Below are 24,289 nucleotides of genomic sequence, written 5' to 3'. Positions count from 1 at the left end.
ATTGAAAGAAAACGGGCGCCTCAGGCGCCCGTTTTTTCGTTAGCCCACTCGCGTTCCACGGACACCAACTCGTCGCCTTTCGGCCGGCATTCGCGCAAGGCGATGCCTGGACGGCAAAAAGGGCGAGCTTCGATCTGAAGCCCGCCCTAAATCACGCCATATCTCTCAGATCCGGCTGGTGGTCCATTCAACCAGATCGCGGAGCACCTGGTGAAGGGCCGTGTCCAGCGCGCGTGAGGCTTCAGCGCCGTTGATGGCTCCGACAGGTGCCGTTCCACGGAAGATCTTGCCGGCTGCGATACGCCCATTCCGCTCATTGATGATCTTGGCGGAAATCTCAACCACAGCCATGCCGCTGCCCGCATCCACTTCGAAGGAACGCACGTCTGTCGCCAGCTGAAAATCCGAGCTCAGGCGATCGCCAACCCGGCCAACCGCCGACAGCCGACTGGCATTCTCAAAGGATTCCAGGATCCGCGCCTGCAGCAGCCGGGTCAGTCCGTCAGACCACTGCGACTCCTGCACATAGGTGATCTCCCCTGTCGCCGGTCTCGCGACGATGCGCTCACTGTCGATTGCGGAGATCGCCGTCGGCTGGGCGATGACGAGAAGGCCACGGGGTGCACGCGAGGATTTGGTGAAGCTCGGCGCGGTCAGCGTATATGTGTCGGGCGGCGTAGGCGTCGATAACAGCGCGCATCCGCCAAGGAGAAATGCGGCCAGCGCCACGCTCGCGACTCTCACTCCGGCTCCCCGACCCCTCACGATGCCCTCTTTCTGCTCGTCTGACTGACTGATACGCGATTGCAAATCATCGTTGTCCTCAACGGCCCCTAAACTCGGGGATGCTGGACCCGCCGAAGAGAAACTGGCGCGGATTCCGCTCGAACGAACGCAGCACACGCTCAATTTCCGTCAGCGTCCGGGTGCCCTGGCTGGTGAAGGCATCAATCTGGCGCAGCCCGCGACCGGTGAAGCCGGAGATGTCGCGCGACAAGAGCTGCGTGCGCTCATCGAGGTTCTCGGCGAGGATCCGGATGGCCTTCGCCGTCTCGGTAAACTCACCGAAGCCGCCGCCCTGGCCATTGCTGCCGATGAGTGAATCCGCACCTTCCAGAATGCTGTCGAGCCTTTTCGAGGCCTCGTTGAGACGCTCTGTCAGTTCACGCGCGTCCTCCACGATGTCGTCGACATTGCCTCGGTTGGATTCCAGCGTGCGGGCAAAAGATGAGAAGCTGTTGACCGTGCTGCGCACCTGGTCCGCATCGACCGCCGCGATCACACGATCCACATGAGTGAAGGTGTTCTGCAGCCGGCCCGTCACTTCCCGGATGTCACGGGTCACGGCGGAGGCGTCGGCGGAGATCGAATCGATGCGCGGCGCAGCCTTGGCAAGGCCATCGGAAAAGGTCTGGAAGTTGCCGACGATGGCGTCAACTTCCTGCGGATTAACCGCCTGCACGATGTTACGCAGGTCATCGGTCAGGCCTTCCAGCCGGCCTGCCAGTTCCGTGATGCGGGTGGCGGCATCGCCGGTCGCCCGCAGGAAGCGATCGATCTGGTCGGAATTGCCGGCCACGGCCGTCGTGAAGCGCTCCACATTGTTCAGCGAGTTGGTCAGCGGCTGGCGCGCCTCGACGATGAATTCCTCCACCGTCGCCATGATGCCATCGGCGCGCGTCATGACCTTGCGCGCGCCTTCCAGAAGGTCCTGAACGGCGGAACGTTCAGCGATGATGACGCCCGGCTCGCTGCTGCTGGTGGCCAGCACCGGCGCATCCGTCTTGCCACCTTCAAGCTGGATCGCCGCGACACCGGTCAGGCCCTGATATTCAAGCCGTGCCTTGGTATCCGTTCGAATAGGCGTCGTGGGCTCGGTGGTGATGCGGGCCGTCACACGCTGCGGATTCTGCGGATCGAGCGCGAGGCTCACCACCTCGCCCACCCGGATGCCGTTGAACAGCACGCCGGAACCCCGCGTCAGACCCGAGACGGACCCCTGAAAGATCACGTTATAGGCGTTGCGCTGGCCGGAATCGGCCGCTCCGGCGAACCACCACACAAAGCCGAACCCGCAAAGGACGACGGCAAGCGTGAAGAGACCGATGAGAGCGTGATTGGCGCGGGTTTCCATCAATTACGTCCTGTCATCACTCACACACCCGCCGCACGAGCACGCGGGCCCCGGAAGTAGGTCTTGATCCAGGGTTGTTCAGATTTACGCATGTCAGCAATGGGCCCGGTGGCAAGCATCTTCCCTTCGCCGAGCGCAGCGATGCGATCAGTGATCCGCACAAGGCTGTCGATGTCGTGGGTTACCATATAAACGGTGAGCCCCAAAGCCTCCCGCAGGGTCAACAAGAGTTCATCGAAATCGCCCGCACTGATCGGATCGAGACCCGACGTGGGCTCATCCAGGAAAACGATTTCCGGATCAAGCGCCAAAGCGCGGGCCAGCGCCGCGCGCTTGATCATGCCGCCGGAAAGTTCGGACGGGAACCGGCTGGCGGCCTCCGGCTTGAGTCCCACGAGCGCGATCTTGTACCGCGCGATCTCCTCACGCAGCGCAGGGCTGAGATCGGTATGCTCGCGCAGCGGCATCTCGACGTTCTGCTGCACGGTCATGGAGGAAAAAAGCGCACCCTGCTGGAACAGGATGCCCCAGCGGCGTTCCAGCGCCCTGCGCTCGATCTCCTTGGCTTCATCCACATCGACGCCGAAAATCTCGATGCTGCCGCGCCGCTTGGGCAAAAGACCGACAATGGCGCGCAGCGACACCGACTTTCCCGAGCCCGAGCCCCCGACGACGCCAAGGATCTCACCGCGGAAAAGGTCAAGATCGAGGCCATCGATGACGAGCCGGTCGTCAAAGCCCACGGCCAGGTCGCGCACTTTGATGATGGTCTCGCCCGTCTGCGCCACGGTCACCATCCGAGAGCCGCGAAGAACATGGCAAAGAGGCCGTCGAGTACGATCACGACGAAAATCGCCTTCACCACGGAGGCGGTGGTGCGCTGGCCGAGCGACTCGGCTGAGCCCTCCACACGCAAGCCTTCGACGGTGGCGATGATGCCGATAACGATGCCCATGAAAGGCGCCTTGATGATGCCGACCATGAAACTGGAGACGGTCAGCGTCTCCTTGAGCCGGTTAAGAAAGATTTCCGGGCTGATGTTACCGTAGATCCAGGCGACGACGCCGCCCCCAAGGATCGAGAACAAGGAGGCCATGAAGGCCATCAAGGTGAGCCCGATCACCAACGCGAAGAGGCGCGGCAGAACCAGGACAGCGATGGGATCGAGCGCCATGGTGCGCAGGGCATCGATCTCCTCGCGCATTTTCATGGAGCCGATTTCGGCGGTGAAGGCGCTGCCCGACCGTCCCGCCATCATGATGGCCGTCAGTAGCACGCCAAGCTCGCGCACGGTGAGGATGCCGATGAGATCCACCACGAAGATCTCGGCGCCAAACCCGCGCAGCTGAAAAATGGATTGCTGGGAGACGATCGCGCCGACAACGAAGGAGATGAGGCCGATGATCGGCAACGAGCGGAAAGCGACCTGCTCCAGATGGAACACCACAGATGTTCCGCGGAACGTGCGGGGACGCAGGAGCACGCCACCCATGCCAGCCACGATCGAGCCCAGAAAGCCGACGCTCGCCTTGACATCGCTGAACGCGCCGACGACGCCGTGGCCGATGTCCTCCAGGACATCAACGATGGATCCGCCCCCCCGCTTTGGCTCAGGAAGAGCCTGTGTCCGCTGGGCGGATTCGATCAGCGTCTCCTGCTCCTTGCTCGCCCCGCGCACGGTGATTGAGGCCCCAGCTCCCTCCGCATCGTGAAGAAGCCGCCCCAGCATGATGGCGCCGACTGAATCCATACGGTCGAGCTGATCGAGATCGAGAACGACGTTTGACGCCTGGGCCAGATGCGAGGACGCCTCATCGGCCATCTGCTCCAGATCCCGCGCGGCCGTTTTCGTCCAATCGCCATCGGCGCGCAGAACGAGCGCATCCTTCCCTGGCTCGATGGCGAGCGAGGGTTCTGCACGGGACTGGGTCGAATCCTGGTTCATCCGCCTTCATCCCTAGCGGAGGTATGGGTTTATTGTCGAGCAGCGTTCGGTTGGTTCGAACGAAATGCCCATGCTATGCCTTACACACAACAGTGGGACGGACCTCATGGACATCACCAAGCCTTACCTGCTTTTCCTGGGTGACGCGCCGGACCAGCTCGCGGTGAAGACCGCGGCGGGCATCGTTGACTGGCGGCGGGACTGGTGCGTCGGTCAACATCGGCTGCCGGGCTGCAAAGCGGATGTCGGATTGCAGGATTTGTCGATCATGGACGCCCGGGCGCTGGGCGCCCGCACCATGATCATCGGTGTGGTCAACGCCGGAGGCGTGCTCCCCGACAGCTGGATCGGCGCCATCGTGGAAGCGCTGAACGCGGGGCTGGACGTCGCCAGCGGCCTGCATATGCGATTGAAGGAGGTGCCGGCCATCGCCGAGGCGGCGGAGGCCAATGGGCGGCAGCTTTTCGACGCCCGCCACCCGCCACAGCGCTTCGCCACCGGCAAAGGCACCAAACGGAGCGGAATGCGCCTCCTGACCGTTGGCACCGATTGCTCCGTGGGGAAGAAATATACGGCGCTGGCGCTGGAAACCGCCATGCGCAACCGGGGCTATGATGCGGATTTTCGGGCCACGGGACAAACAGGTGTGTTCATCTCCGGAAGGGGAGCGGCCGTCGACGCTGTAGTGGCCGATTTCATTTCCGGCGCCGCCGAATGGATCAGTCCGGAAGCGGACGACCCTCGGCACTGGGATGTCGTCGAAGGCCAGGGCTCCCTCTTCCACCCCTCTTTTGCCGGTGTGACGTTGGGCCTCCTCCATGGCAGCCAGCCCGATGCCTTCGTGGTGTGTCATGAACCCACCCGCACCACCATGCGCGGGGTGTCTCACCCGTTGCCGTCCATACAGGAGGTGATCGACCTCACCATTCAGTGCGGCAAGCTCACCAATCCTGCCATCCGCTGCATCGGGATCGCCATCAACACCTCGGCGCTGGATGAGGCCGCAGCGCAAGCCATGCTCGCTGATGTTGGCGAGGCTCATGGCCTGCCCGCCTGCGACCCCGTACGCTTTGGTGTGGAGCCCATCGTCGACCGGCTCCACAAGGAATTCGGCACATCATGACACGGCGGCTTTCCATCCGGACAGAGCGGTGGCCCATCGCCGGCCGCTTCACCATCGCCCGCGGCTCCAAGACGGAGGCGGTGGTCGTGGTGGCCGAGATCAGCGACGGAACCCACATCGGCCGAGGGGAATGCGTTCCCTACGCGCGCTATGGCGAAACGGTCGAGGGTACCGCCGCCGACATTCTGGGGCTCGCCCAGGCCGTTGCGGACGGCATGACGCGGAACGAGTTGCAAAAGACGCTGCCGTCAGGCGCCGCACGAAATGCCCTCGACTGCGCCTTCTGGGATCTCGAAGCCAAGCTGTCCGGAAAACCGGCGTGGTCGCTCGCGGGATTGCCCGAGCCGCAGCCGCGCACCACCGCCTACACGCTCAGTCTCGGCACACCGGATGAGATGGCGGAAGCCGCGGCAAAGGCCGCGCATCGGCCGCTGCTCAAGGTCAAGCTCGGCGCAGCCGGTGACCCGGAGCGCATCGCCGCCATCCGCAAGGCCGCGCCAAAGGCGGAACTCATCGTCGATGCCAATGAAGGCTGGACCGGCGCCCTGCTTGAACAAAATCTGACCGCCTGCGCCGCCGCCGGGGTCATCCTGATCGAGCAGCCTCTGCCCGCCACCGAGGACGACGCCCTGATGAGCCTGCGGCGGCCGGTGCCTGTATGCGCTGACGAAAGCGCTCACGATCGGGCCGGCCTATCCAAACTGTCGGGCAAGTATGACGCCATCAACATCAAGCTCGACAAGACCGGAGGTCTCACCGAAGCGCTGGCGCTTCAGAAGGACGCCGAGGCGGCGGGGCTGCAGGTCATGGTCGGCTGCATGCTGGCGACTTCGCTTGCCATGGCGCCCGCCTTCCTCCTCGCGCAGACGGCGCGCTTCATCGACCTTGATGGGCCGCTGCTCCTGAGCGCCGATCGGCCCGGCGGCATCAGATTCGAGGACAGTCTGATGCATCCTCCTTCACCCGACATCTGGGGATGAGCGGCTGATCGCAGCCGGGATGCCATTCCGCGCGCGCCCGATAGGCTTTAAACTCAGCAAGGCGTTGTGCTGAAAAGCGATTCGGAAACGCGCTGGGAAGCGTCGGCGGGACAGGCATGAGAGACAATCCTCTCAAGGACGAGGACTTCGAAACGATCGAAGCTGCCGTGCTGGAAACAGCACGTGGTCGGTGGTTCCTCGCCGAATACGCGCGCCGTCAGAGGCTTGCCGAAACCGCGGATCTGGCCCAAGCGATCGAACGCCTCGAAACCCGTCTTCTGACGCAGCGCTCGTCTCAGGAAATGGAACGGATACAGATCGAACTCATCGATCTCGCACGCGCCATTCATCAGGCCCGCAATGATGTGATGACGGCCTTCGGCGTCACCAAGTCAAAAGCCTCAGCCGCTCCGGGAGAATCACGCGCAGCCGCCGCGCAGAGGGCAGCCACGGCATTGCGATATCTGGAAAACCGCATCCAGATCATCATGGGTCAGGCTGGCATGGACGCCTTTTCCGGTCCTGAGCCGGTGAAGGAAGCGACCGAGATAACCGACGTGGCAGCTCCCTCACCTGCCGAAAAGCGGGAGCGTTCAGACGCCGATGCGGCAAGTTTCGCAGAGAGTGGCGCACTGGCCAAGGCTGCTCTACCGGAAGCGATCACGTCAGCGCAACCATCCGGGGAAATCGCGGCAGACGGCGATAATGTTATCGAAGATGAACTCTTTGGTGATGAACCAGAAGGCCGTGAACCCTCACCGCGTGTGAACGTGCCGAAAGCGGCCCTGCCGCGCCTCGACAATCACGAGCATCTGGCAACAACGTTGCGCGCTGCCATCGCGCAGGTCAGAGGTCCGTCGTCCGATATCGACGCATTGTCATTCGAGGCAAAATCCGTCCTCTTTGCCTGACGGCGCGGCTGAACTTCGCGGCCCGTGCCTCGTCAAGGAAGAGCTGCGCACAGGCGGTCCAGCTGTGGCGAAGCGCAAGCTCTCGCGCCTTCTCCCTGGAGAGGTTGAGCGCCGCGAGACATGCCGTTTTCAGATCGGCATCAAGAACGCCCGCCTCCGTTCCACCGATCACATCGATGGGCCCCATCACAGGATAGGCCGCCACCGGCAGTCCCGAGGCCAGCGCTTCAAGAAGCACAATGCCGAACGTATCGGTCAGGCTAGGGAAAACAAAGACGTCGGCCGAGGCGTAGATCGCGGCGAGATCTTCTCCGGTGCGGGCGCCGAGGAATACGGTGTCGGGATAACGCGCCTTCAGTTGCGCGAGAGCCGGACCGTCGCCGACAACCACCTTGCTGCCGGGCAGATCGAGCGAAAGGAACGCTTCCAGGTTCTTCTCGATCGCAATCCGGCCGACAGACAGGAAGATAGGTCCGGGAAGATCGAGCACCCGGCGATCCCGCGGCCGGAACAGATCGCCATCCACCCCCCGCGACCACAGAACGACATTGTCGAAACCGCGTGCGCGCAGGTCCGATACCAGCGTCGGCGTGGCGGCAAGGGTTGCTGAGCCGTCGTTGTGGAAGCGCCGGAGCCAGGCATAGGTCCAGGCTTCCGGCACCGGCACCCGCGCCCGCAGATATTCGGGAAAACGGGTGTGATAGCTGGTTGTAAAGGCGCGGCCGGACGCAAGGCACGCGCGCCGGGCCATGATGCCCAGAGGGCCTTCCGTGGCGATATGAACGTGTTCGGGATCGTGCTGCGCGATGCGCCTTGCGACATTCGCCGGCGATGTGAGCGCCATCCGGATGTCAGGATAGGTTGGCATCGGCAGGGTGCGGTAGTCCTGAGGCGTCAGATAGTCCACCTGCGCCCCCAGCGCCGGCAGTTCCTGGCCCAGCCGCTCGAGTGTGCGCACCACGCCGTTTATCTGCGGCTGCCACGCGTCGCTCGCGATCAAAATGCGCATCACGCGGCCTCCGGGACCGGCGCGGCAAGAGGCAGCCTCTCATGAGCAGGGTTGCTCCAGCGGATGATCTCCATGGTTCCGTCATGCCGTTCGCCGACGGCCGTGCAGCTTTCCACCCAATCGCCGGTGTTGATGTAGCGCACGCCGTTGATGTCGCGCATGGCGGCGTGGTGGATGTGCCCGCAGATCACGCCATCCACTTCGAGCTTCCTGGCTTCCGCCGACAGAGTGTCTTCGAAATCGCCGATGAAGTTGACGGCGTTCTTGACCCGCAGCTTCGCCCAGGCCGAAAGCGACCAATAGGTCAGGCCCAGACGACGCCGTATCATATTGACGTAAGTGTTGATCCCAAGGGCGGCCGTGTAGGCCCAGTCGCCAAGGAAGGCCAGCCATTTGGCATGGCGCACCACCACATCGAACACATCGCCATGAATGACGAGATAGCGTTTGCCGTCGGCTGCTTCGTGGACGATCTGCTCCACCACTTCGATGCCGCCGAAATGAACGCCGTAGTAGTCACGGAGAAACTCGTCGTGGTTGCCCGGCACATAGATGAGCCGCGCGCCCTTACGGGTTTTGCGCAAGAGCTTTTGCACCACGTCGTTGTGCGTCTGGGGCCAATACCAGCCGGTTTTCAGTCGCCAGCCGTCGACGATGTCGCCGACAAGATAGATCGTCTCCGCTTCATGCACACGGAGGAAGTCGAGAAGGAGATCAGCCTGGCACCCTTTGGTGCCAAGATGGATGTCGGACAGAAAAAGGGTCCGAAAGGATTGGATGTCCTGCCGCGCCATCAGCGGGTCCCTCGTGGATGATCCATGAGGAGCAGATAGCTTGGATAAGATTTCACCATTGTGACAGCGCGTAAGCTGCGAATATTGCTCGCTAATTTCTGCCCGCGCGGAGCGCCGCCGCCGCCGCGAAGGGAATCAGTGCGAGTGTGGCGAGCACCAACCCTGCAAGAACCAGAAAAGCTGGAGCCATGAATCCGTGCTGTGCCACGCCTTCGACAGCGGCAACGCCGAAAATCAGCACCGGCACAGCCAGCGGCAGGACAAGCACCGGAATGAGCAACCCGCCGCGCCGCAGGCCAACCGTCAGCGAGGCGCCGATCACGCCGATCAAGGTGAGCGCGGGAGTGCCGATGAGAAGGGTCAAGGCCGTTGCGAAGCCTGTCGCCACGGACATGTTCAGCATGAGCGAGAGCAACAGCGACACGACGGCGAGCGGCAGACCGGTTGTCATCCAGTGAGCGGCGGCCTTTGCCAGCACAAGCAGTTCCAGCGCCGAAGGTGAGGCAAAGAGAAGGTCCAGGGTGCCTTCCTCCGCGTCTCGCGCAAACAGCCGGTCGAGCCCGAGCAATGTGGCGAGAAGTGCCGCGAGCCAGATCAGCGCCGGTCCTATCCGCGCTAGAAGGACAAGGTCCGGACCGAGCGCGAACGGCGCGACGGCGATGACGCTTGCAAAGAACACGAGCGCGAGACCGGGTCCTCCCCCGCCTCGAAGTGCGAGCAGGAGGTCGCGACGAAAAAGGGCCATCATCCCGCTCATCGCACGCCTGCCATCGAAATAAGATCGAGTTCCATGGCGTCAGGCAACTCAAGGGGGTCATGTGTTGCCGCCACCACCATGCCGCCGAGGGCGCGATGCCGCGCGATCAAGATCCTGAGGCGTTCGCGTCCGGCGGTATCGAGTGCATTGGTCGGCTCATCCAGAAGCCACAGCGGCCGCGGTACGGCGAGCAGCCGGGCGAGAGACAGGCGGCGGCGCTGCCCGGAGGAGAGATAGCCGGCCGGCATGGTCTCCAGATGGCCGATACCCAACGCATCGAGGATTGAAAAAGCGGCCGCTTCAGATCCCGTGTCATCACCCAGAAGGCGTGCCCAGAAGCGGATGTGCTCGATGACACTCAGTTCCGGTGTCAGAGCATCCTGTGCACCGACAAAATGACAGTCTTCGGAAAGCGTGCGATCCGTCCTGCCCGGCTCGGCATCAAAGCGGATCGTCCCATCCGCGGGAGCCAGAAGCCCGGCCATGAGGCGCAACAGGCTCGTCTTGCCCACGCCGTTCGGGCCCGTCAGCACCAAAGCTTCTCCTCCGCCAAGCACGAGCGAGAAATCGCGGACCAGCGACCGTCCGCCGCGCATACAGTTTACACCTTGGATTATCAGCCGTTGCCGAGGGAACAGATGACCGGATGGGGACGTCAACGGCGATTCCTCTTTAGAATTGCTCTCGTTCTTATGGCGCTCTTAAGGAAAGTGGGCTATAGCACTCCCGGCTGCGTCGTTCGCATCATGCGGGAGCTCGGGCACACCCGAAACGGCGCGCGCGTCCGCGCTCCAAAAGCTGATCGTCACCATTCCAAGAGGATTGTGCCGTCATGGCTTCTCTCGATAGTTTCAAATCCCGCAAGACGCTCAATGTGGGCGGCAAGCAATATGTCTATTACAGCCTGAAGGACGCCGAAGCGAACGGCTTGTCCGGTATTTCCAAGCTTCCTTTTTCGCTGAAGGTTCTCATCGAAAACCTGCTGCGGTTCGAAGATGGCCGCACGGTCACCGCCGATATGATCCGCTCCAGCCTCAATTGGCTGCAGACGCGCACCAGCGATCTTGAGATCGCCTTCCGTCCGGCGCGCGTGCTGATGCAGGACTTCACCGGCGTTCCCGCCATCGTGGATCTGGCCGCCATGCGCGACGCCATGGTTCACTTCGGCGGCGACCCGAAGAAGATCAACCCGCTCATCCCCATCGACCTGGTGATCGACCACTCGGTCATCATCAAGTACTTCGGCAACAACGCCGCCTTCAACATGAATGTTGAGGAAGAATACAAGCAGAACCAGGAACGCTATCGCTTCCTGAAATGGGCGCAGGGCTCCTTCGACAACTTCCGCGTCGTGCCGCCCGGCACCGGCATCTGCCATCAGGTGAACCTCGAATATCTCTCGCAGACCGTGTTCACCTCGGAAGAAGGCGGCGAGACCGTCGCCTATCCCGATACGCTTGTCGGCACCGACAGCCACACCACCATGGTCAACGGCCTCGCGGTCCTCGGCTGGGGCGTCGGCGGCATCGAAGCCGAAGCGGCCATGCTCGGGCAGCCAGTTTCGATGCTGTTGCCTGAGGTCATCGGCTTCAAGCTCAGCGGCAAGCTGCGCGAAGGCGTCACGGCAACCGATCTCGTGCTGCGCGTGACCGAAATGCTGCGCAAGAAGGGTGTGGTCGGCAAATTCGTCGAGTTTTATGGCTCGGGCCTCTCCGCCCTGCCGCTCGAAGACCGCGCCACCATCGGCAACATGGCGCCGGAATATGGCGCGACCTGCGGCTTCTTCCCCGTCGATACCGACACGCTGCGCTATCTCACGCAAACCGGTCGTGAAGAGGACCGTGTTGCGCTCGTGGAAGCCTACTGCAAGGCGCAGGGCATGCTGCGCACCGACGATCTGGAAGATCCTGTCTTCACCGACACGCTCAGCCTCGATCTTGCCGACGTCGTTCCGGCGGTTGCCGGTCCGAAGCGTCCGCAGGACCGGGTCGAACTGGCATCGGCCAAGCAGGGCTTCCTCAAGGCGATCGAAACTGAGTTCAAGAAGGGTGCCGATGCTGCCGCGGCACGTTTCCCCGTGGCCGGCAAGGACTACGACATCGGTCACGGCGACGTGGTGATCGCGGCGATCACCTCCTGCACCAACACCTCGAACCCTAGCGTCATGATTGCGGCCGGCCTTCTGGCGCGCAACGCGGCGGCCAAGGGCCTGAAGTCGAAGCCCTATGTAAAGACATCGCTGGCGCCGGGTTCGCAGGTCGTGGGTGAATATCTGTCCCGTTCCGGTCTTCAGACCGATCTGGACAAGCTCGGCTTCAACCTGGTCGGCATCGGCTGCACCACCTGCATCGGAAACTCCGGTCCATTGCCGGAAGAAGTGTCCGAGGCGGTGAACCAGAACGACCTCATCGTCACGGCCGTTCTGTCGGGCAACCGCAACTTCGAAGGCCGCGTCAATCCGGATGTGAAGGCGAACTATCTCGCCTCGCCACCCCTCGTGGTCGCCTATGCCATCGCCGGTTCGCTGCAGGTGGATCTCGCCACCGAACCGCTGGGCACGGGTTCCGACGGCCAGCCGGTTTATCTGAAGGACATCTGGCCATCCTCTCAGGAGATCGCGGACTTCATCCGCGAGAACGTCACACGCCAGATCTTCCAGGAACGCTATGCCGACGTCTTCACCGGCGACGAGCACTGGCAGAAGATCCAGGTCGAAGGCGGCATGACCTATGCCTGGGATGATCGCTCGACCTATGTGCAGAACCCGCCCTACTTCGAGGGCATGGAGCGTGAGCCGGCTCCGGTGGAAGACATCGACAAGGCCCGCATTCTCGGCCTCTTCCTCGATTCCATCACCACCGACCACATCTCGCCGGCCGGCTCGATCAAGGAAGCAAGCCCCGCGGGAGCCTACCTGCGTGACCATCAGGTTCGTCCCCAGGACTTCAACCAGTATGGCACACGGCGCGGCAACCATCAGGTTATGATGCGCGGCACCTTTGCCAACATCCGCATCAAGAACCAGATGCTGCAGGGCATCGAAGGCGGCCTGACCAAGCACTGGCCCGACGGCGAGCAGATGCCGATCTACGACGCGGCGATGAAGTACCGCGCCGAGGGCACTCCGCTGGTCATCTTCGCCAATCGCGAATATGGCACCGGCTCCTCCCGCGACTGGGCAGCCAAGGGAACCTTCCTCCTCGGCGTGCGCGCGGTCGTCGCTCAGTCGTTCGAGCGCATCCACCGCTCCAACCTGGTGGGCATGGGCGTCGTACCGCTGGTCTTCGAAGAGGGCACCTCTTGGCAGACACTCGGCATCCAGGGTGACGAAACCGTCACCATCAAGGGATTGAGCGAAGGCCTGAAGCCCCGCCAGACCCTCAATCTGGAGATCACCTTCGCGGACGGTTCGGTCAAGAACGTGCCGGTGATCTGCCGAATCGATACGCTGGACGAGCTCGACTACTACAAGAACGGCGGCATCCTGCAGTACGTGCTGCGCGGCCTCGCGGCCTGATCCCGCAGTCATCCCCGTGGCCGGAGTTCTCTTCCGGCCACGGGCTCTTCACTTTCCCTCTCCTCGCATGCTCGTGACTGGTCGCTTTCCCATGCAGCACCTATCACTTGTCTCATGATCACAGCGTATCGCACCGCCCTCGCCGCCCTCTTGTCTTTGTCCGCCAGCGCCGCTGCGGCAGGGGGGGATGCGTCAAAACCTCCGCGGGCGGTGATCGAACTCTTCACAAGCCAGGGCTGCTCATCCTGTCCGCCGGCGGATGTCCTGCTGGAGACATTGGCCGAACGCCCCGACGTGGTCGTCCTGTCGCTTCCGGTGGATTATTGGGATTATCTCGGCTGGAAGGACACCCTCGCCTCGCCGATGTTTTCCGCCAGGCAACGCGCCTATGCCATGGAGCGCGGTGATCGGCAGGTCTACACACCTCAGACCGTTGTGAATGGCGTCACCCATGCCCTGGGCAGCGATCTTGACGCCATCGAAGCCGCCATCACTTCCACGTCGCGGCGAGAGGAGGTTCTGAGCCTCCCCGTCAGGGCGCGCGAACACGACGGCCGCATCGAGGTGGAACTCGACGAACACCCGTCATCGCCGAAGGGCGAGATCTGGCTCATCGCCGTTGCCAGCAAGCAGCAGGTTGCCATCGAGCGTGGTGAGAACGCCGAGCGAAAAGTGAGCTATTCCAATGTGGTGCGTAAGATGACGCGCCTTGGCCCTTGGAAGGGCAAGCCTTGCCGCTTTGCCGTTGCCCGCGACGACGCCATGACCAAGGACGCGGATCGGGTGCTTGTGGTGGTGCAGGCGGGAAATGGCGGCATGCCAGGAGCAATCCTGGGCGCGGCGTGGGTCTCTGAACACTGAGCTGCAGAGCGCAAAGAAAAGGGCCGGTAGAACCGGCCCGAGGGTCTTGCTTTGGGATGAACCGTTGCTACTCGGAGGTCCCGACACCGGCACGCCCCGCGGGGCTGGGGGGCTGGGGTTTGGAGCGCGACAGCATCGGGCTCCGAGGCAACTGTGGGTATATGACCCCACCACTAGGGCGGGCGAAGGGCCGAACTCAGGCGAAAGTATGTTTTTTTGCACCCACTTTTAATCTATTGATTGATGCGCGCGTTTTGACTTGCAGACGCAAGTATCTGGCGCGATCATGAGCCAGCGAGATCGGAAAGGAGGGCCTTTTGCTCGAAGATGAACCGATACGCCTGTCGCTTCGCAGGGACCCACCTGCGGTTGCGGAGCCTCCCAAGCCACCGGCACCCGCGCGCATCAGCTTCAATCGCGATGAACTTCGTGAAATCCTGAACGTCTATGGCCGGCAAGTCGCCGAGGGCGAATGGCGGGACTACGCCATCGATATTCTGAAGGACAAGGCGATCTTCTCCATTTTTCGCCGCACCTCAGAGGTGCCGATCTATCGGATCGAAAAGGATCCCAAGCTCGCGCGCAAGCAAGGCGCCTACAGCGTGATCGCCGCCACGGGTCTGATCCTGAAGCGCGGCCATGATCTCAGCCGCGTGCTGGCCGTGCTGGACCGCAAGCTGAAGCTGGTCAACTAGCTGGCCTCATGGGGCCCGCTTGGAGACCGTAAGCTTTCGGCAGAGAGGCCATGATCCTAGAAAGCGGCCGGGAAGTTGCCGCCGTCGATCAGGACGTTCTGGCCGGTGATGTAGCCGGCGTGAGCGGACGACAGGAAAGCGCAGAGTCGTCCAAATTCGTCCGGATCCCCAAAGCGTTTGGCCGGCACATGGGACCGTCGGCGCTCCGCCACCTCCTCGGCCGTCACGCCGAGAAGCTTTGCTTCGGCCGGAAATCCACTGCGCAGCCGATCAGTATCGAACATACCGGGAAGGACGTTGTTGATGGTGACGTTGTACGCCGCGACCTCGCGCGCCACACCGGCAAGAAAGGCGGTGAGACCGGCACGGGCGCCGCTGGACAGATCGAGGCCTGTGAGCGGCATCTTCACAGAGGCGGAGGTGATGTTGACGATACGTCCGAAGCGCCGTTCCACCATGCCGTCGATCACACGCTGAATGAGCTCGATCGGCGTGACCATATTCGCGGTCACTCCTTTCAGCACGGCCTCTCGATCAAGCTCGCGAAAATCCCTGCGCGGCGGCCCGCCATTGTTATTGATGAGGATATCGGCCGCGGGCGCTGCCGCCAGCAGAGCGTTCTGCCCCTCATGGGTGCTGACATCGGCGGCAACCCCGACCACATCGGAGCCGCTCAGCCGTGAGATCTCCGAGGCGGTTTCGTCAAGCGCTGCCGCATCGCGCCCATTGATGACGACGCGGCATCCCTCCTTCGCCAACGCAAGAGCACAAGCCCGGCCGAGCCCTCGGCTGGAAGCGCAGACGATGGCCGTGCGGCCGGAAATTCCGAGGTCCATGGGGAATCTGCCTTCCTATGGGGATCACCAGAGCGGGTAGCTCGCTTCCGCGATGTAGGGACCGCCGCCGATCGAAGCCCGCGACGAGAACAGCACAAAGCTTTCAGGTTTGAAACTCTGACCGAAAAACCCGCCCTTCATCGAAAGCCAATCCGCCGCGGTGCGGGATGACACATCGCGCAGGCGGGCGAGCGTGATGTGGGGCGTGAACTTTCGCGTCTCGGCTGGCAGGCCGGCCCGCCGCGCCAGCCGTTCCAGATCGGCCTGCAATTCAGTCAACTGAGGCGACGGCCGGACACGTACGAAGAGCGACCGCGGCCGGGTCCCGCCAAAGACATCCAACCCGTCCAGCACGATTTCCACGTCACCGTGTCGGATGCCGCCCAACAGAAGCTCCACCTCATTGGCGGTGCGATCGTCGATATCGCCGAGGAAGCGCAGGGTGACGTGATAGTTTTCGGCGTCGATCCAGCGTGCTCCGGGCAGTCCGCCGCGCAGGAACGAGAGGCTCTGACTGACGTGGTCAGGCACTTCAAGTCCGATAAAGAGCCGGGGCATGATGACCTCCCTCGTTCGGACAACAGACCGGCGCGATTCGCACGGCCCTTCCCCTCAGCATGACGCGTTCGGCAATCTCGGTCACGGGGGAAGACAGGATGAATGTGGACAAGGTGAATGACCTGGAGGCGGTAACGCTATCCCTTCCCCTTCAGTTCATCCACGAAGTCTTCCACCATGGGCAGGATGCGTTCAACGATCTCGCCGACACCCGCCTCATTGGGATGAACGCCATCCCCCAGGTTGAGCGTTCGGTCGCCTGCCACACCGTCGAGAAAAAACGGATAGAGCGGGACGTCGTATTTCACCGCCAGCTCAGGATAGATGCGATCAAAAGCCTGGACATATTCAGGCCCCATGTTGCGCGGCGCATACATGCCGGCAAGCAAAACCGGGATGTTGCGCTCCTTGAGACGCGACAGGATCCGGTCCAGCGCCTTTCGCGTCACGTCGGGGTCGACGCCACGCAGCGCATCGTTGGCACCGAGCTCGACGATCACCCCATCGACGTTCTCTCCCACGGCCCAATCCAGGCGATCCGCACCGCCGCTGGCGGTATCGCCGGACACACCGGCATTTTCGATGACGACCTCATAGCCCCTGGCTTGCAGCGCGGCCTGCAGTCGGGGCGCGAAACCCTGGTTCGGCGGCAGCTGGTAACCCGCCGTGAGGCTGTCGCCCAGGGCCACGATCTTGACGGGCTGCGCGTGGGCGACGACAGAGCTGGCAAGGAGCGCGGTCACGATCGCGATAGCGGGAAGAAACAGGCGTTGGATCATACGAGGAAAGGCTCCATATCTCGGCCGGCATGAAAGATCTATGACAGAGGGCACATGGCGAAGGCGGTCGAGCTTGGCGGTGTTGATCTAAGTCTTGGCCGCGGCGCCAGCCGCGTTCATATCCTCAAAGGGGTCACCCTTCATATAGATCGCGGCGAGAGCGTTGGCCTTGTCGGCCCCTCCGGATCCGGGAAATCGACGCTCCTGATGGTCCTTGGCGGCTTGGAACGTGCTGATTCTGGAACGGTACGGCTGCTCGATCAAGATTTTGCGAAGCTGGATGAGGATGGGCTTGCCCGCTTCCGCGGCCGCCATATCGGCGTTGTCTTCCAATCCTTTCACCTGATCCCGACCATGACCGCGCTGGAAAACGTCGCCGTGCCGCTGGAGCTTGCCGGCGTGCCCGGCGCCTTTTCGCTTGCGGAAGCCGAACTCGCCGCTGTCGGGTTGAAGGAGCGGGTAACGCATTATCCGTCCGAGCTTTCAGGCGGCGAGCAGCAGCGCGTGGCTTTGGCACGGGCACTGGCACCACGACCGGATGTCCTTATCGCTGATGAACCGACCGGCAATCTCGACGAAGCAACCGGCCGTCAGATCGCGGACCTTCTCTTCGCCAAGACGGCCGAACGCGGCGCCACCCTGGTTCTCGTTACCCACGATCCCTCGCTCGCTCAAAGATGCGCCCGCACCATTCGCATGCGCTCCGGCCGCATCGAGACCAGCGAGCCGGTGTCTGCATGAGCGCCTTCGCGCCGCCTTGCCAGAAGCCCGGCCTGGGACTTGCGGTCCGTTTCGCTCTTCGGGAGTTACGCGCGGGTGTCTCGGGCTTTCGCGTATTCCTTGCCTGCTTGGCGTTGGGTGTCGCCGCCATCGCCGGCGTCGGTGGTCTCGCGCGCGGCATGACCGACGGCCTCGCCTCCGAAGGACGTGTCCTTCTGGGCGGCGATCTGGAGTTCGAACTCAACCACCAGGAAGCAACACCCGAACAGCGGGCCTTCTTGGAAAGCCGCGGGACCGTATCCCGGGTCGCATCCATCCGCGCCATGGCGCGTGGCGGTAACGGAGAGGCGACGCTTTCGGAACTCAAAGCCGTCGATGGCGCCTATCCGCTGGTCGGCGCCGTGGAAACAAATCCGCCGGTTGCGATTGAGGATGCCTTGTCCGAGCAAAACGGCAGCTTCGGCGTTCTGGCCGCGCCCGCCTTGCTCGACCGTCTCGGCATCGAAACCGGCGCTCGTATCCGCATCGGAAACGCCGAATACGAGGTACGGGCGACACTTGCAAAGGAACCAGATGCCATTGCTGGCGGGATCGATTTCGGCCCTCGCATTCTGATGTCCGACGCGGGCCTTGCTGCAAGCGGCTTGATCCAGCCCGGCAGCCTCGTCGAGTGGAGTTACCGTCTGGCCTTGCCGGAAGGTGCGTCGGACGACGCGATTCGGACGACGCGCGAGGCTGTGTCCTCTGCCTTTCCGGATGCGGGCTGGCGGATCCGTGACCGCCAGAATGTCTCGCCGCGCCTGGAGCGTAATATCGAACGCTTCACCCAGTTTCTGACGCTCGTGGGGCTGACAGCGCTGATGGTGGGCGGTGTGGGCGTGGTCAATGCCGTCGGCGGCTTCGTCGATCGGAAGCGCGAGACCATTGCGAGCCTCAAATGCCTGGGTGCATCCGGCGGTTTCGTCGTCCTCGTCCACCTCGTGCAGATCATGGCGCTGGCGCTGGTCGGCGTCGTGATCGGCCTGGTATTGGGCGCGGCTATGCCCTTCGCGGTTGCCTGGGGTCTCGGCGCCATGATCCCGGTGCCGTTCACACCCTCGGTCGACGGCCTTAACCTCGCCCTTGGCGCATCATATGGCCTCCTGACCGCCCTCGCCTTCGCCCTCTGGCCTCTCGGGCGCGCGCACGACGTTGCCGTCTCCGCCCTCTTCCGCGAACGCATCGGCGGGGTGAAGGGCTTGCCGCGCCTGCGCTATCGCCTGACCGGTGCCCTCGCGCTCACGGCCTTGGTCGCGCTCGCCATCGCGGCCGCCTACGATCGCTACATCGCCATCCTTTTTGTCGGTGCCGCTGCCGCGATTTTTCTCGGCCTCCGCCTCATCGCCAGCCTGATCACCTGGGCGGCGCGCAAGCTGCCGCGCCCGCGCCAGACCGAACTGCGGCTGGCGCTGACGAACATCCACCGTCCTGGAGCCTTGACGCCTTCGGTTGTGCTGTCGCTGGGCCTCGGCCTCTCCCTCATGGTCACGGTCGTGCTGATCGAAGGTTCGCTGCGCCGGCAGCTCACCGGCAACCTGCCGGAGATGGCTCCCAGCTTCTTCTTTCTCGATGTGGCCAACACCGACGGCGATCGCTTCGAGACTTTTCTGCGGGAGCGCGGCGCCGATCCTCAGATCGAGCGTGTGCCGATGCTGCGCGGCCGTGTCGTCAGCCTCAAGGGCATTGCCGCGGCGGAGTACCCGACGACGCCGGAATCGGAATGGGTCCTACGCGGAGACCGGGGCATCACCTTTTCCTCCGCACCGCCGGAAGGTTCCACCGTCACCGAGGGAAGCTGGTGGCCCGCCGATTACGACGGCCCGCCTCAAGTCTCCTTTGGCGCGGAGCTAGCGCGGGAACTGCAGCTTTCCATTGGTGACGAAGTCCAGGTCAATGTGCTCGGCCGCACCATCACCGCTCGGATCGCCAACCTGCGGGACATTCAGTGGGAGCGGCTCGGCATCAACTTTGTCATGGTCTTCTCGCCCAACGCCTTCCGCGGCGCGCCCTACACATACCTCGCCACCCTCTCCTATCCTGATGGCGCCGGCGCGGAGCAGGAGCGCGGCCTTCTGCGTGCCGTCGCAGATGCCTTCCCCAACGTCACTGCCGTGCGGGTGAAAGAGGCGCTGGACACCGTGAACGCGCTCGTCGGTGATCTCGCTCTTGCGATCCGCTCGGCCAGTGGCGTCACGCTCGTCTCCAGCATACTTGTGCTCGCAGGAGCATTGGCGGCCGGCCATCGGCACCGTGTCTATGACGCGGTGGTGCTCAAGACGCTGGGCGCGACGCGAAAGCGCCTGCTGGCCGCTTTTTCGCTGGAGTATCTCATGCTGGGTGCCACCACAGCCCTCTTCGGCGTCCTGGCTGGCAGTGTCGCGGCCTATGCTGTGGTCACCCAGGTCATGAATCTCGCCTTCTTCCCCGACATTACGGGCGCGGCCATTGCGGCTTTTGCGGCGCTGCTGCTGACCGTTTTTCTGGGCCTTGTCGGCACCTGGCGAATTCTTGGCGAAACGCCGGCGCGGCACCTTAGAAATCTTTGAAGCAGCAGGGCCTTACCAAAATTTCATGTGCCGAACATGGCGGCGCGCCGATTTCCGTGTCATGCTGCGAAAGCATGGCGTTGGCATAGACTTGTGCGCGTGCGAAACGACGCCATATTGAGACGTAGGAATCCTGGCTTTCGCCTGGATCAACACAAAGGGTGGAACACATGTCCGACTTTGATCGCAACGCCACGGCCCGCTATGGAGCTGGGGTCGCGCGCGCTGAAGCGGGCGCGGTCGATCAGGGCCTGCGCTCCTATATGCTCTCTGTCTACAACTACATGACCTTTGGCCTGGCCATCACCGGCCTGTTCGCCATCGGCATCTTCATGGCTTCCGTTACCAGCGACCCGGCAGGCGCGGCCGCGCAGGTGCGCGAAGGCATGTATCTGACCAACTTCGGCTACGCCATGTTCGTCAGCCCCCTAAAATGGCTGGTGATGCTGGCACCTCTTGGCCTCGTCTTCTTCCTGTCCGCCAGGATCGGCACCATGAGCGTGGGCGCGGCGCAGACCACGTTCTGGATCTTCTCCGCTCTCATGGGAATGTCGCTGTCGTCGATCTTCATGGTCTACACGGGAGCCTCCATCGCCCGGGTGTTCTTCATCACAGCCGCGTCCTTTGGTGCGCTCAGCCTCTATGGCTACACCACGAAGCGTGACCTCACGGCCATGGGCAGCTTCCTGATCATGGGCCTCTTCGGCATCATCATCGCCAGCGTGGTCAACATCTTCCTCGGCTCGTCCATGCTGCAGTTCGTGGTCTCGGTCGCCGGCGTGCTGATCTTCGCAGGCCTCACCGCCTACGACACGCAGCGGATCAAGGAGATGTATTTCTTCGGTGACGACGTTGCCGTGGCAGGCCGCAAGGCGGTCATGGGCGCCCTGTCGCTCTACCTGAACTTCATCAACCTCTTCACCATGCTGCTGTCGCTTCTCGGAAATCGCGAGTAAGCAGCACGACGAACCGCACTTACGAAGGCCCCGGCAACTGCCGGGGCTTTTTTCATGTGGGGTTGTTCTAGTCGATGGAAGCGGCGATGCGGCCGACCTCCGCGATCACCTCATCCCGTTCGGCCTGCGGCAGTTTCGACCCCATGAAATATGCCGTCACAAGGATCGGGCTGTCCTTCGGCGGAAGCATCAACCCGATGTCGTTGGTAACGCCGTTGCGGCCTGTGCCGGTCTTATCGCCGACGCGCCACGACGGCGGCGCGCCGGCCCGCAGGCGCCTGTCTCCCGTGGTGTTCTCCAAGAGCCATCGAGCCAACTGACGTTGCGAGGGCTCCGACAAGATGTCGCCGAACAGGAGCTTGCGCATATTCTCGAGCATGGCCCGCGGCGTGGTCGTGTCACGTGGATCACCGACACCGGCCTCGTTGAGCTTGGGCTCGGTTCGATCCAGACGGGTCTGCGTATCGCCCAGCCTTCGGGCGAAGGCCGTCAATCCCTCCGGGCCGCCGAAGCTGGCAAGCAGCAGATTGCCGGCGGTGTTATCGCTGAGCGTGACCGCCGCCTTGCACAGATCAGCCATGGTCATGCCACGCCCGCCGATGTGCTTCTCGGTTGCGGGCGAATAGGTCACGAGATCCTTCCGGCCGAAGACGACGCGGCGGTCCAGCCTCTCCTGATCCTGCTCAACGCGCCACAGCACATGCGCTACCGCGAGGAACTTGAAGGTGCTGGCCATGGGAAAGCGCTCGTCTGCGCGCCAGTGGTTACGGAGTCCGCGCGCCATATCGAAGATCGCGAAGCCGAGACGCCCGCCGGTGCGTTCCTCCAAAACCCGCACCCGTGCCTCAACGGGGCTCGGCTGCGCCACGGCGGGCATGGCCAACATCGATATGGCACCGCCGATCCAGACACGGCGACTGACTTCGATCGTCATGTGACCTCCCCGAACAGGGTGCAGCAAAAAAGCCGACCCTCAGGTCGGCTTTTTCTGCGAGCATTGCGGCAAAGCAAAGATCAGTATTTCGCGACGACCGCCGCCGGTTCCGGATTGCCGAATTTATAGCGGATGCCGACCGACACCACATGGGTGACGGCATCGGTCTCGCCGACGAACAAGGCCCGGGTGCCCAGACCAGCGACGTCTACCGTGCGGTTGATATCGCCATCGCCGAGCGCGGTGATGAAAGAATAGCCCAGGTCGAAGGACAGCCTTTCCGACCAGTTGTAGCTGCCGCCAGCGCTGAGCCACAGTCGATCGCTGTCCGGCAGGCGGGTGGAGCGATCCTCATCGGAGATCGGGGAAATCTCGTAGCCGATGCCCGCGCGCAAGCTGAACTCCGGCGAGTACTGATATTCAACACCGCCAGAGAAGAACCAGCCGTCATCATATTCAAACGGCAGGGCAGCACCCGGAATATAGGCGGCACCAGGTCCCTCGCCACGAAGCGTGCCGAGCCTGCTCCAGTTGGTCCATTCGACCGTGCCCGCCACGGTGAAGGCATCGCCGATGCGCTGGCGCACGCCGAGCGTGACCACCTCCGGCGTATGCAGCTTGGTATCGAAGGGCAGAACGGGCGCGGCGCCGAGGCGCGCGTCGGAATCCAGTTCATGCGTGACTGACGAGCGGAAGCCAATGCCGACCTCGGTTGTTGGTGTCGGCCGCAGTTGGACACCAGCGGTGAAACCGATGCCAAGATCGTCCTCGGCATTGATGTCGAGCAGCTGATTGGTCAGACCGACGGGCAGGAAATTCTTCAGGTCGGCCTTCAGGTACTGGAACTGGATGCCGGCACCGATGCTGATCCAATCGTTGATGCGATAACCGATCGTTGGGGTCGCGTTGATGGAGAAGATGCGCGAGGAATAGCTGTCGTAAGACCCGACCCAGCCTGGATTCGGTTTCGTTACCAGGCCGAAGGGACCGCTGAGCGAAAGGCCGAGATAAAGATCGTCGGTCAGGCGGATGCTGCCGGAGGTGGCGGGAACAAGAGCATCCTGGCCCATGTCGCCACTTTCGCCAAAGAAGGGCGTCGGCGACAGGATGCTCGGGTAATTGCCCACGCCTTCAAGCTCCACGATAGGAGCAACAAGCGAATAGCTGGAATCGATGGTCACCTTGGCCATGGAATTCGTGACGAGCGCCGGATTCCAGAACATGCCGGATACGCCGGGGCCTCCGGCGGCGGAGCCCGCGAAGGACCAGCCCTGTCCATAGGCGCTCTGCTCACGCAGTGCGAAACCGCCTGCCTCTGCCGCCCCCAGCGTGGCCAGGACACCGGCAACGCTCGTTGCCGCGAAGGCCAGTGTCTTCAGATGGTGTGACATGCGTTTTCCTGCCCCTAACGATTCCCGTTGCCCACATGCTGCCCAAAGCCGCGTGCCACAGCAATCTCAGATGGTTGGAGAGGTTGTAGCAGCCGAAGCTTTCGCAACGTATGTGGCCGAAGAATCACAAGTCAGGCATGCTGACCAGTAATTGTCAGTCGAGGACAGCCGCCTTCATGATATTGACCATGACCGCCTGCAGCGTCGTATCGCCCACGGACCGGATGACGTGTGGCCGATCGCAGCGATAGCGTAACGTCTCTCCCGCTCTCACCCGCTCCACGACGCCGGAAACATCGACTTCCGCTTCACCGGTGATGACCGAGAGATTCTCGACCGAGCCCCGTTGATGCCCTTCCGATTCCAGCGCCCCGCCGGGCTCCGCCGAAATCTCATACCATTGCAGCCATTCGACCGTCTTGATCCAGCCGATGATGGTCAGCCGCACCTTGCCGTCGTTTGAGACGAGAAGCGGCGTGTCCGCCCGGCTCTGCTTCTGAAGGATCGGCCTGTCGTCGGTATCGGCAAGGACGCCCTCGATGGACACATCAAGAGCTTTCGACAGTCGCCAGATCGTGGCCAAGGTGGGATTGGTCTCGTTGCGTTCGATCTGGCTGATGATCGATTTCGCAACGCCCGACTGCTCGGCAAGTTCGGAGAGCGAAAGATTATAGGCCTTGCGCAGCCGCTGCACGGTTTTCCCCAGCTGGCCGGAAAGAACCTGTGCGCCCTTCTCGATGTCGCCTCGCCGCCCCTCACGTTCCATGGTCACCCGTTCCGCAATCCGAACATTCGTACGCCCGG

At 62.8% G+C, this 24,289-nt stretch carries 23 protein-coding genes; 9 read left to right on the top strand and 14 right to left on the bottom strand.

The features are described 5' to 3' along the window. Positions 1-165: 165 nt before the first annotated feature. The 4 genes from IEV58_RS10190 to IEV58_RS10175 form a co-directional block, all read right to left on the bottom strand. The gene (locus IEV58_RS10190) at positions 166-744 is read right to left on the bottom strand and encodes an ABC-type transport auxiliary lipoprotein family protein (protein WP_188409615.1); all 579 of its coding nucleotides are present in this window, start codon (positions 742-744) and stop codon (positions 166-168) included. Between the two features lie 79 nt (positions 745-823). Continuing rightward, the gene (locus IEV58_RS10185) at positions 824-2,134 is read right to left on the bottom strand and encodes an MlaD family protein (protein WP_188409614.1); all 1,311 of its coding nucleotides are present in this window, start codon (positions 2,132-2,134) and stop codon (positions 824-826) included. Between the two features lie 20 nt (positions 2,135-2,154). After that, positions 2,155-2,922: an ABC transporter ATP-binding protein gene (locus IEV58_RS10180; protein WP_229729341.1), complete on the bottom strand. Its 768-nt coding sequence runs from the start codon at positions 2,920-2,922 to the stop codon at positions 2,155-2,157. Between the two features lie 2 nt (positions 2,923-2,924). Next, positions 2,925-4,079, bottom strand: a complete 1,155-nt coding sequence (locus IEV58_RS10175; RefSeq protein WP_188409612.1) for an ABC transporter permease — start codon at positions 4,077-4,079, stop codon at positions 2,925-2,927. A 106-nt stretch (positions 4,080-4,185) separates the two neighbouring features. Between IEV58_RS10175 and dgcN the strand changes: the two genes are divergently transcribed. The 3 genes from dgcN (at position 4,186) to IEV58_RS10160 (ending at position 7,093) form a co-directional block, all read left to right on the top strand. Next, positions 4,186-5,202 carry an N-acetyltransferase DgcN gene (gene dgcN / locus IEV58_RS10170; protein WP_188409611.1) on the top strand — a complete coding sequence of 339 codons (1,017 nt, stop codon included), beginning with the start codon at positions 4,186-4,188 and terminating at the stop codon, positions 5,200-5,202. Then, entirely contained in the window at positions 5,199-6,182 is a 984-nt protein-coding gene (dgcA, locus tag IEV58_RS10165; RefSeq protein WP_188409610.1) for an N-acetyl-D-Glu racemase DgcA, read from the top strand. Before dgcN ends, dgcA begins: the two co-directional genes overlap by 4 nt. A gap of 116 nt (positions 6,183-6,298) precedes the next feature. Continuing rightward, positions 6,299-7,093, top strand: a complete 795-nt coding sequence (locus IEV58_RS10160; RefSeq protein WP_188409609.1) for a hypothetical protein — start codon at positions 6,299-6,301, stop codon at positions 7,091-7,093. On the opposite strand, the gene IEV58_RS10155 is transcribed toward IEV58_RS10160, so the two are convergent. From IEV58_RS10155 to ccmA, 4 genes are all read right to left on the bottom strand, one after another. Further along, positions 7,029-8,102 carry a glycosyltransferase family 4 protein gene (locus IEV58_RS10155; protein ID WP_229729340.1) on the bottom strand — a complete coding sequence of 358 codons (1,074 nt, stop codon included), beginning with the start codon at positions 8,100-8,102 and terminating at the stop codon, positions 7,029-7,031. The two genes, IEV58_RS10160 and IEV58_RS10155, sit on opposite strands and share 65 nt — an antisense overlap. Next, positions 8,102-8,896 (bottom strand): UDP-2,3-diacylglucosamine diphosphatase, encoded by a 795-nt coding sequence (locus tag IEV58_RS10150; RefSeq protein ID WP_188409607.1) that lies wholly within the window; start codon positions 8,894-8,896, stop codon positions 8,102-8,104. Before IEV58_RS10150 ends, IEV58_RS10155 begins: the two co-directional genes overlap by 1 nt. Before the next feature lie 91 nt (positions 8,897-8,987). Then, the gene (gene ccmB / locus IEV58_RS10145; RefSeq protein ID WP_229729422.1) at positions 8,988-9,644 is read right to left on the bottom strand and encodes a heme exporter protein CcmB; all 657 of its coding nucleotides are present in this window, start codon (positions 9,642-9,644) and stop codon (positions 8,988-8,990) included. 5 nt (positions 9,645-9,649) lie between these two features. Continuing rightward, positions 9,650-10,312 carry a heme ABC exporter ATP-binding protein CcmA gene (ccmA, locus tag IEV58_RS10140; protein WP_268235576.1) on the bottom strand — a complete coding sequence of 221 codons (663 nt, stop codon included), beginning with the start codon at positions 10,310-10,312 and terminating at the stop codon, positions 9,650-9,652. Positions 10,313-10,485: 173 nt separating this feature from the next. Here ccmA and acnA point away from each other — a divergent pair, with 173 nt between their 5' ends. From acnA to IEV58_RS10125, 3 genes are all read left to right on the top strand, one after another. Next, positions 10,486-13,170: an aconitate hydratase AcnA gene (gene acnA, locus IEV58_RS10135; protein ID WP_188409604.1), complete on the top strand. Its 2,685-nt coding sequence runs from the start codon at positions 10,486-10,488 to the stop codon at positions 13,168-13,170. A gap of 114 nt (positions 13,171-13,284) precedes the next feature. Continuing rightward, a complete protein-coding gene (locus tag IEV58_RS10130; protein WP_188409603.1) occupies positions 13,285-14,031 on the top strand; it encodes a DUF1223 domain-containing protein in 747 nt (248 codons plus the stop codon). A 404-nt stretch (positions 14,032-14,435) separates the two neighbouring features. Beyond that, the gene (locus IEV58_RS10125) at positions 14,436-14,726 is read left to right on the top strand and encodes a DUF2794 domain-containing protein (RefSeq protein WP_229729421.1); all 291 of its coding nucleotides are present in this window, start codon (positions 14,436-14,438) and stop codon (positions 14,724-14,726) included. Between the two features lie 56 nt (positions 14,727-14,782). Here the strand turns inward: IEV58_RS10125 and IEV58_RS10120 are convergent, their stop codons facing one another. The 3 genes from IEV58_RS10120 to IEV58_RS10110 all read right to left on the bottom strand — a co-directional run bounded on the left by IEV58_RS10120 (position 14,783) and on the right by IEV58_RS10110 (position 16,899). Continuing rightward, positions 14,783-15,562 (bottom strand): SDR family oxidoreductase, encoded by a 780-nt coding sequence (locus IEV58_RS10120; protein WP_188409602.1) that lies wholly within the window; start codon positions 15,560-15,562, stop codon positions 14,783-14,785. A gap of 24 nt (positions 15,563-15,586) precedes the next feature. After that, on the bottom strand, positions 15,587-16,120 hold the full coding sequence (gene thpR, locus IEV58_RS10115; protein ID WP_188409601.1) for an RNA 2',3'-cyclic phosphodiesterase: 534 nt from the start codon (positions 16,118-16,120) through the stop codon (positions 15,587-15,589). Between the two features lie 137 nt (positions 16,121-16,257). Further along, positions 16,258-16,899: an arylesterase gene (locus IEV58_RS10110; protein WP_188409600.1), complete on the bottom strand. Its 642-nt coding sequence runs from the start codon at positions 16,897-16,899 to the stop codon at positions 16,258-16,260. 54 nt (positions 16,900-16,953) lie between these two features. On the opposite strand from IEV58_RS10110, the gene IEV58_RS10105 reads away from it, so the two are divergent. From IEV58_RS10105 to IEV58_RS10095, 3 genes are all read left to right on the top strand, one after another. Beyond that, positions 16,954-17,640, top strand: coding sequence for an ABC transporter ATP-binding protein (locus tag IEV58_RS10105; protein WP_188409599.1), 687 nt, complete (start codon positions 16,954-16,956; stop codon positions 17,638-17,640). After that, a complete protein-coding gene (locus tag IEV58_RS10100; protein ID WP_188409598.1) occupies positions 17,637-20,204 on the top strand; it encodes an ABC transporter permease in 2,568 nt (855 codons plus the stop codon). The genes IEV58_RS10105 and IEV58_RS10100 overlap by 4 nt, the downstream gene beginning before the upstream one ends. A gap of 170 nt (positions 20,205-20,374) precedes the next feature. Further along, positions 20,375-21,160: a Bax inhibitor-1/YccA family protein gene (locus IEV58_RS10095; RefSeq protein WP_188409597.1), complete on the top strand. Its 786-nt coding sequence runs from the start codon at positions 20,375-20,377 to the stop codon at positions 21,158-21,160. Between the two features lie 67 nt (positions 21,161-21,227). Here the strand turns inward: IEV58_RS10095 and bla are convergent, their stop codons facing one another. From bla to IEV58_RS10080, 3 genes are all read right to left on the bottom strand, one after another. Continuing rightward, positions 21,228-22,094 (bottom strand): class A beta-lactamase, encoded by an 867-nt coding sequence (bla, locus tag IEV58_RS10090; RefSeq protein ID WP_188409596.1) that lies wholly within the window; start codon positions 22,092-22,094, stop codon positions 21,228-21,230. Positions 22,095-22,174: 80 nt separating this feature from the next. Continuing rightward, positions 22,175-23,485, bottom strand: coding sequence for an OmpP1/FadL family transporter (locus tag IEV58_RS10085; RefSeq protein ID WP_188409595.1), 1,311 nt, complete (start codon positions 23,483-23,485; stop codon positions 22,175-22,177). Positions 23,486-23,639: 154 nt separating this feature from the next. Beyond that, on the bottom strand, positions 23,640-24,251 hold the full coding sequence (locus tag IEV58_RS10080; RefSeq protein ID WP_188409594.1) for a helix-turn-helix domain-containing protein: 612 nt from the start codon (positions 24,249-24,251) through the stop codon (positions 23,640-23,642). Between the last annotated feature and the right edge of the window lie 38 nt (positions 24,252-24,289).

This window comes from Agaricicola taiwanensis, assembly GCF_014635245.1.
Classification (GTDB): Bacteria; Pseudomonadota; Alphaproteobacteria; order Rhizobiales; family Methylopilaceae; genus Agaricicola; species Agaricicola taiwanensis.
Note: the sequence above shows the minus strand (reverse complement) of the source record. Positions and strands in the feature narration are given on the sequence as shown.

Coding starts and splice junctions, on each gene's coding strand:
- IEV58_RS10185 (WP_188409614.1), bottom strand. CDS start 2,134: ATGGAAACCCGCGCCAATCACGCTCTCATCGGTCTCTTCACGCTTGCC.
- IEV58_RS10175 (WP_188409612.1), bottom strand. CDS start 4,079: ATGAACCAGGATTCGACCCAGTCCCGTGCAGAACCCTCGCTCGCCATC.
- dgcN (WP_188409611.1), top strand. CDS start 4,186: ATGGACATCACCAAGCCTTACCTGCTTTTCCTGGGTGACGCGCCGGAC.
- dgcA (WP_188409610.1), top strand. CDS start 5,199: ATGACACGGCGGCTTTCCATCCGGACAGAGCGGTGGCCCATCGCCGGC.
- IEV58_RS10160 (WP_188409609.1), top strand. CDS start 6,299: ATGAGAGACAATCCTCTCAAGGACGAGGACTTCGAAACGATCGAAGCT.
- IEV58_RS10155 (WP_229729340.1), bottom strand. CDS start 8,102: ATGCGCATTTTGATCGCGAGCGACGCGTGGCAGCCGCAGATAAACGGC.
- IEV58_RS10150 (WP_188409607.1), bottom strand. CDS start 8,896: ATGGCGCGGCAGGACATCCAATCCTTTCGGACCCTTTTTCTGTCCGAC.
- ccmB (WP_229729422.1), bottom strand. CDS start 9,644: ATGATGGCCCTTTTTCGTCGCGACCTCCTGCTCGCACTTCGAGGCGGG.
- acnA (WP_188409604.1), top strand. CDS start 10,486: ATGGCTTCTCTCGATAGTTTCAAATCCCGCAAGACGCTCAATGTGGGC.
- IEV58_RS10130 (WP_188409603.1), top strand. CDS start 13,285: ATGATCACAGCGTATCGCACCGCCCTCGCCGCCCTCTTGTCTTTGTCC.
- IEV58_RS10120 (WP_188409602.1), bottom strand. CDS start 15,562: ATGGACCTCGGAATTTCCGGCCGCACGGCCATCGTCTGCGCTTCCAGC.
- thpR (WP_188409601.1), bottom strand. CDS start 16,120: ATGCCCCGGCTCTTTATCGGACTTGAAGTGCCTGACCACGTCAGTCAG.
- IEV58_RS10110 (WP_188409600.1), bottom strand. CDS start 16,899: ATGATCCAACGCCTGTTTCTTCCCGCTATCGCGATCGTGACCGCGCTC.
- IEV58_RS10105 (WP_188409599.1), top strand. CDS start 16,954: ATGGCGAAGGCGGTCGAGCTTGGCGGTGTTGATCTAAGTCTTGGCCGC.
- IEV58_RS10100 (WP_188409598.1), top strand. CDS start 17,637: ATGAGCGCCTTCGCGCCGCCTTGCCAGAAGCCCGGCCTGGGACTTGCG.
- IEV58_RS10095 (WP_188409597.1), top strand. CDS start 20,375: ATGTCCGACTTTGATCGCAACGCCACGGCCCGCTATGGAGCTGGGGTC.
- bla (WP_188409596.1), bottom strand. CDS start 22,094: ATGACGATCGAAGTCAGTCGCCGTGTCTGGATCGGCGGTGCCATATCG.
- IEV58_RS10085 (WP_188409595.1), bottom strand. CDS start 23,485: ATGTCACACCATCTGAAGACACTGGCCTTCGCGGCAACGAGCGTTGCC.
- IEV58_RS10080 (WP_188409594.1), bottom strand. CDS start 24,251: ATGGAACGTGAGGGGCGGCGAGGCGACATCGAGAAGGGCGCACAGGTT.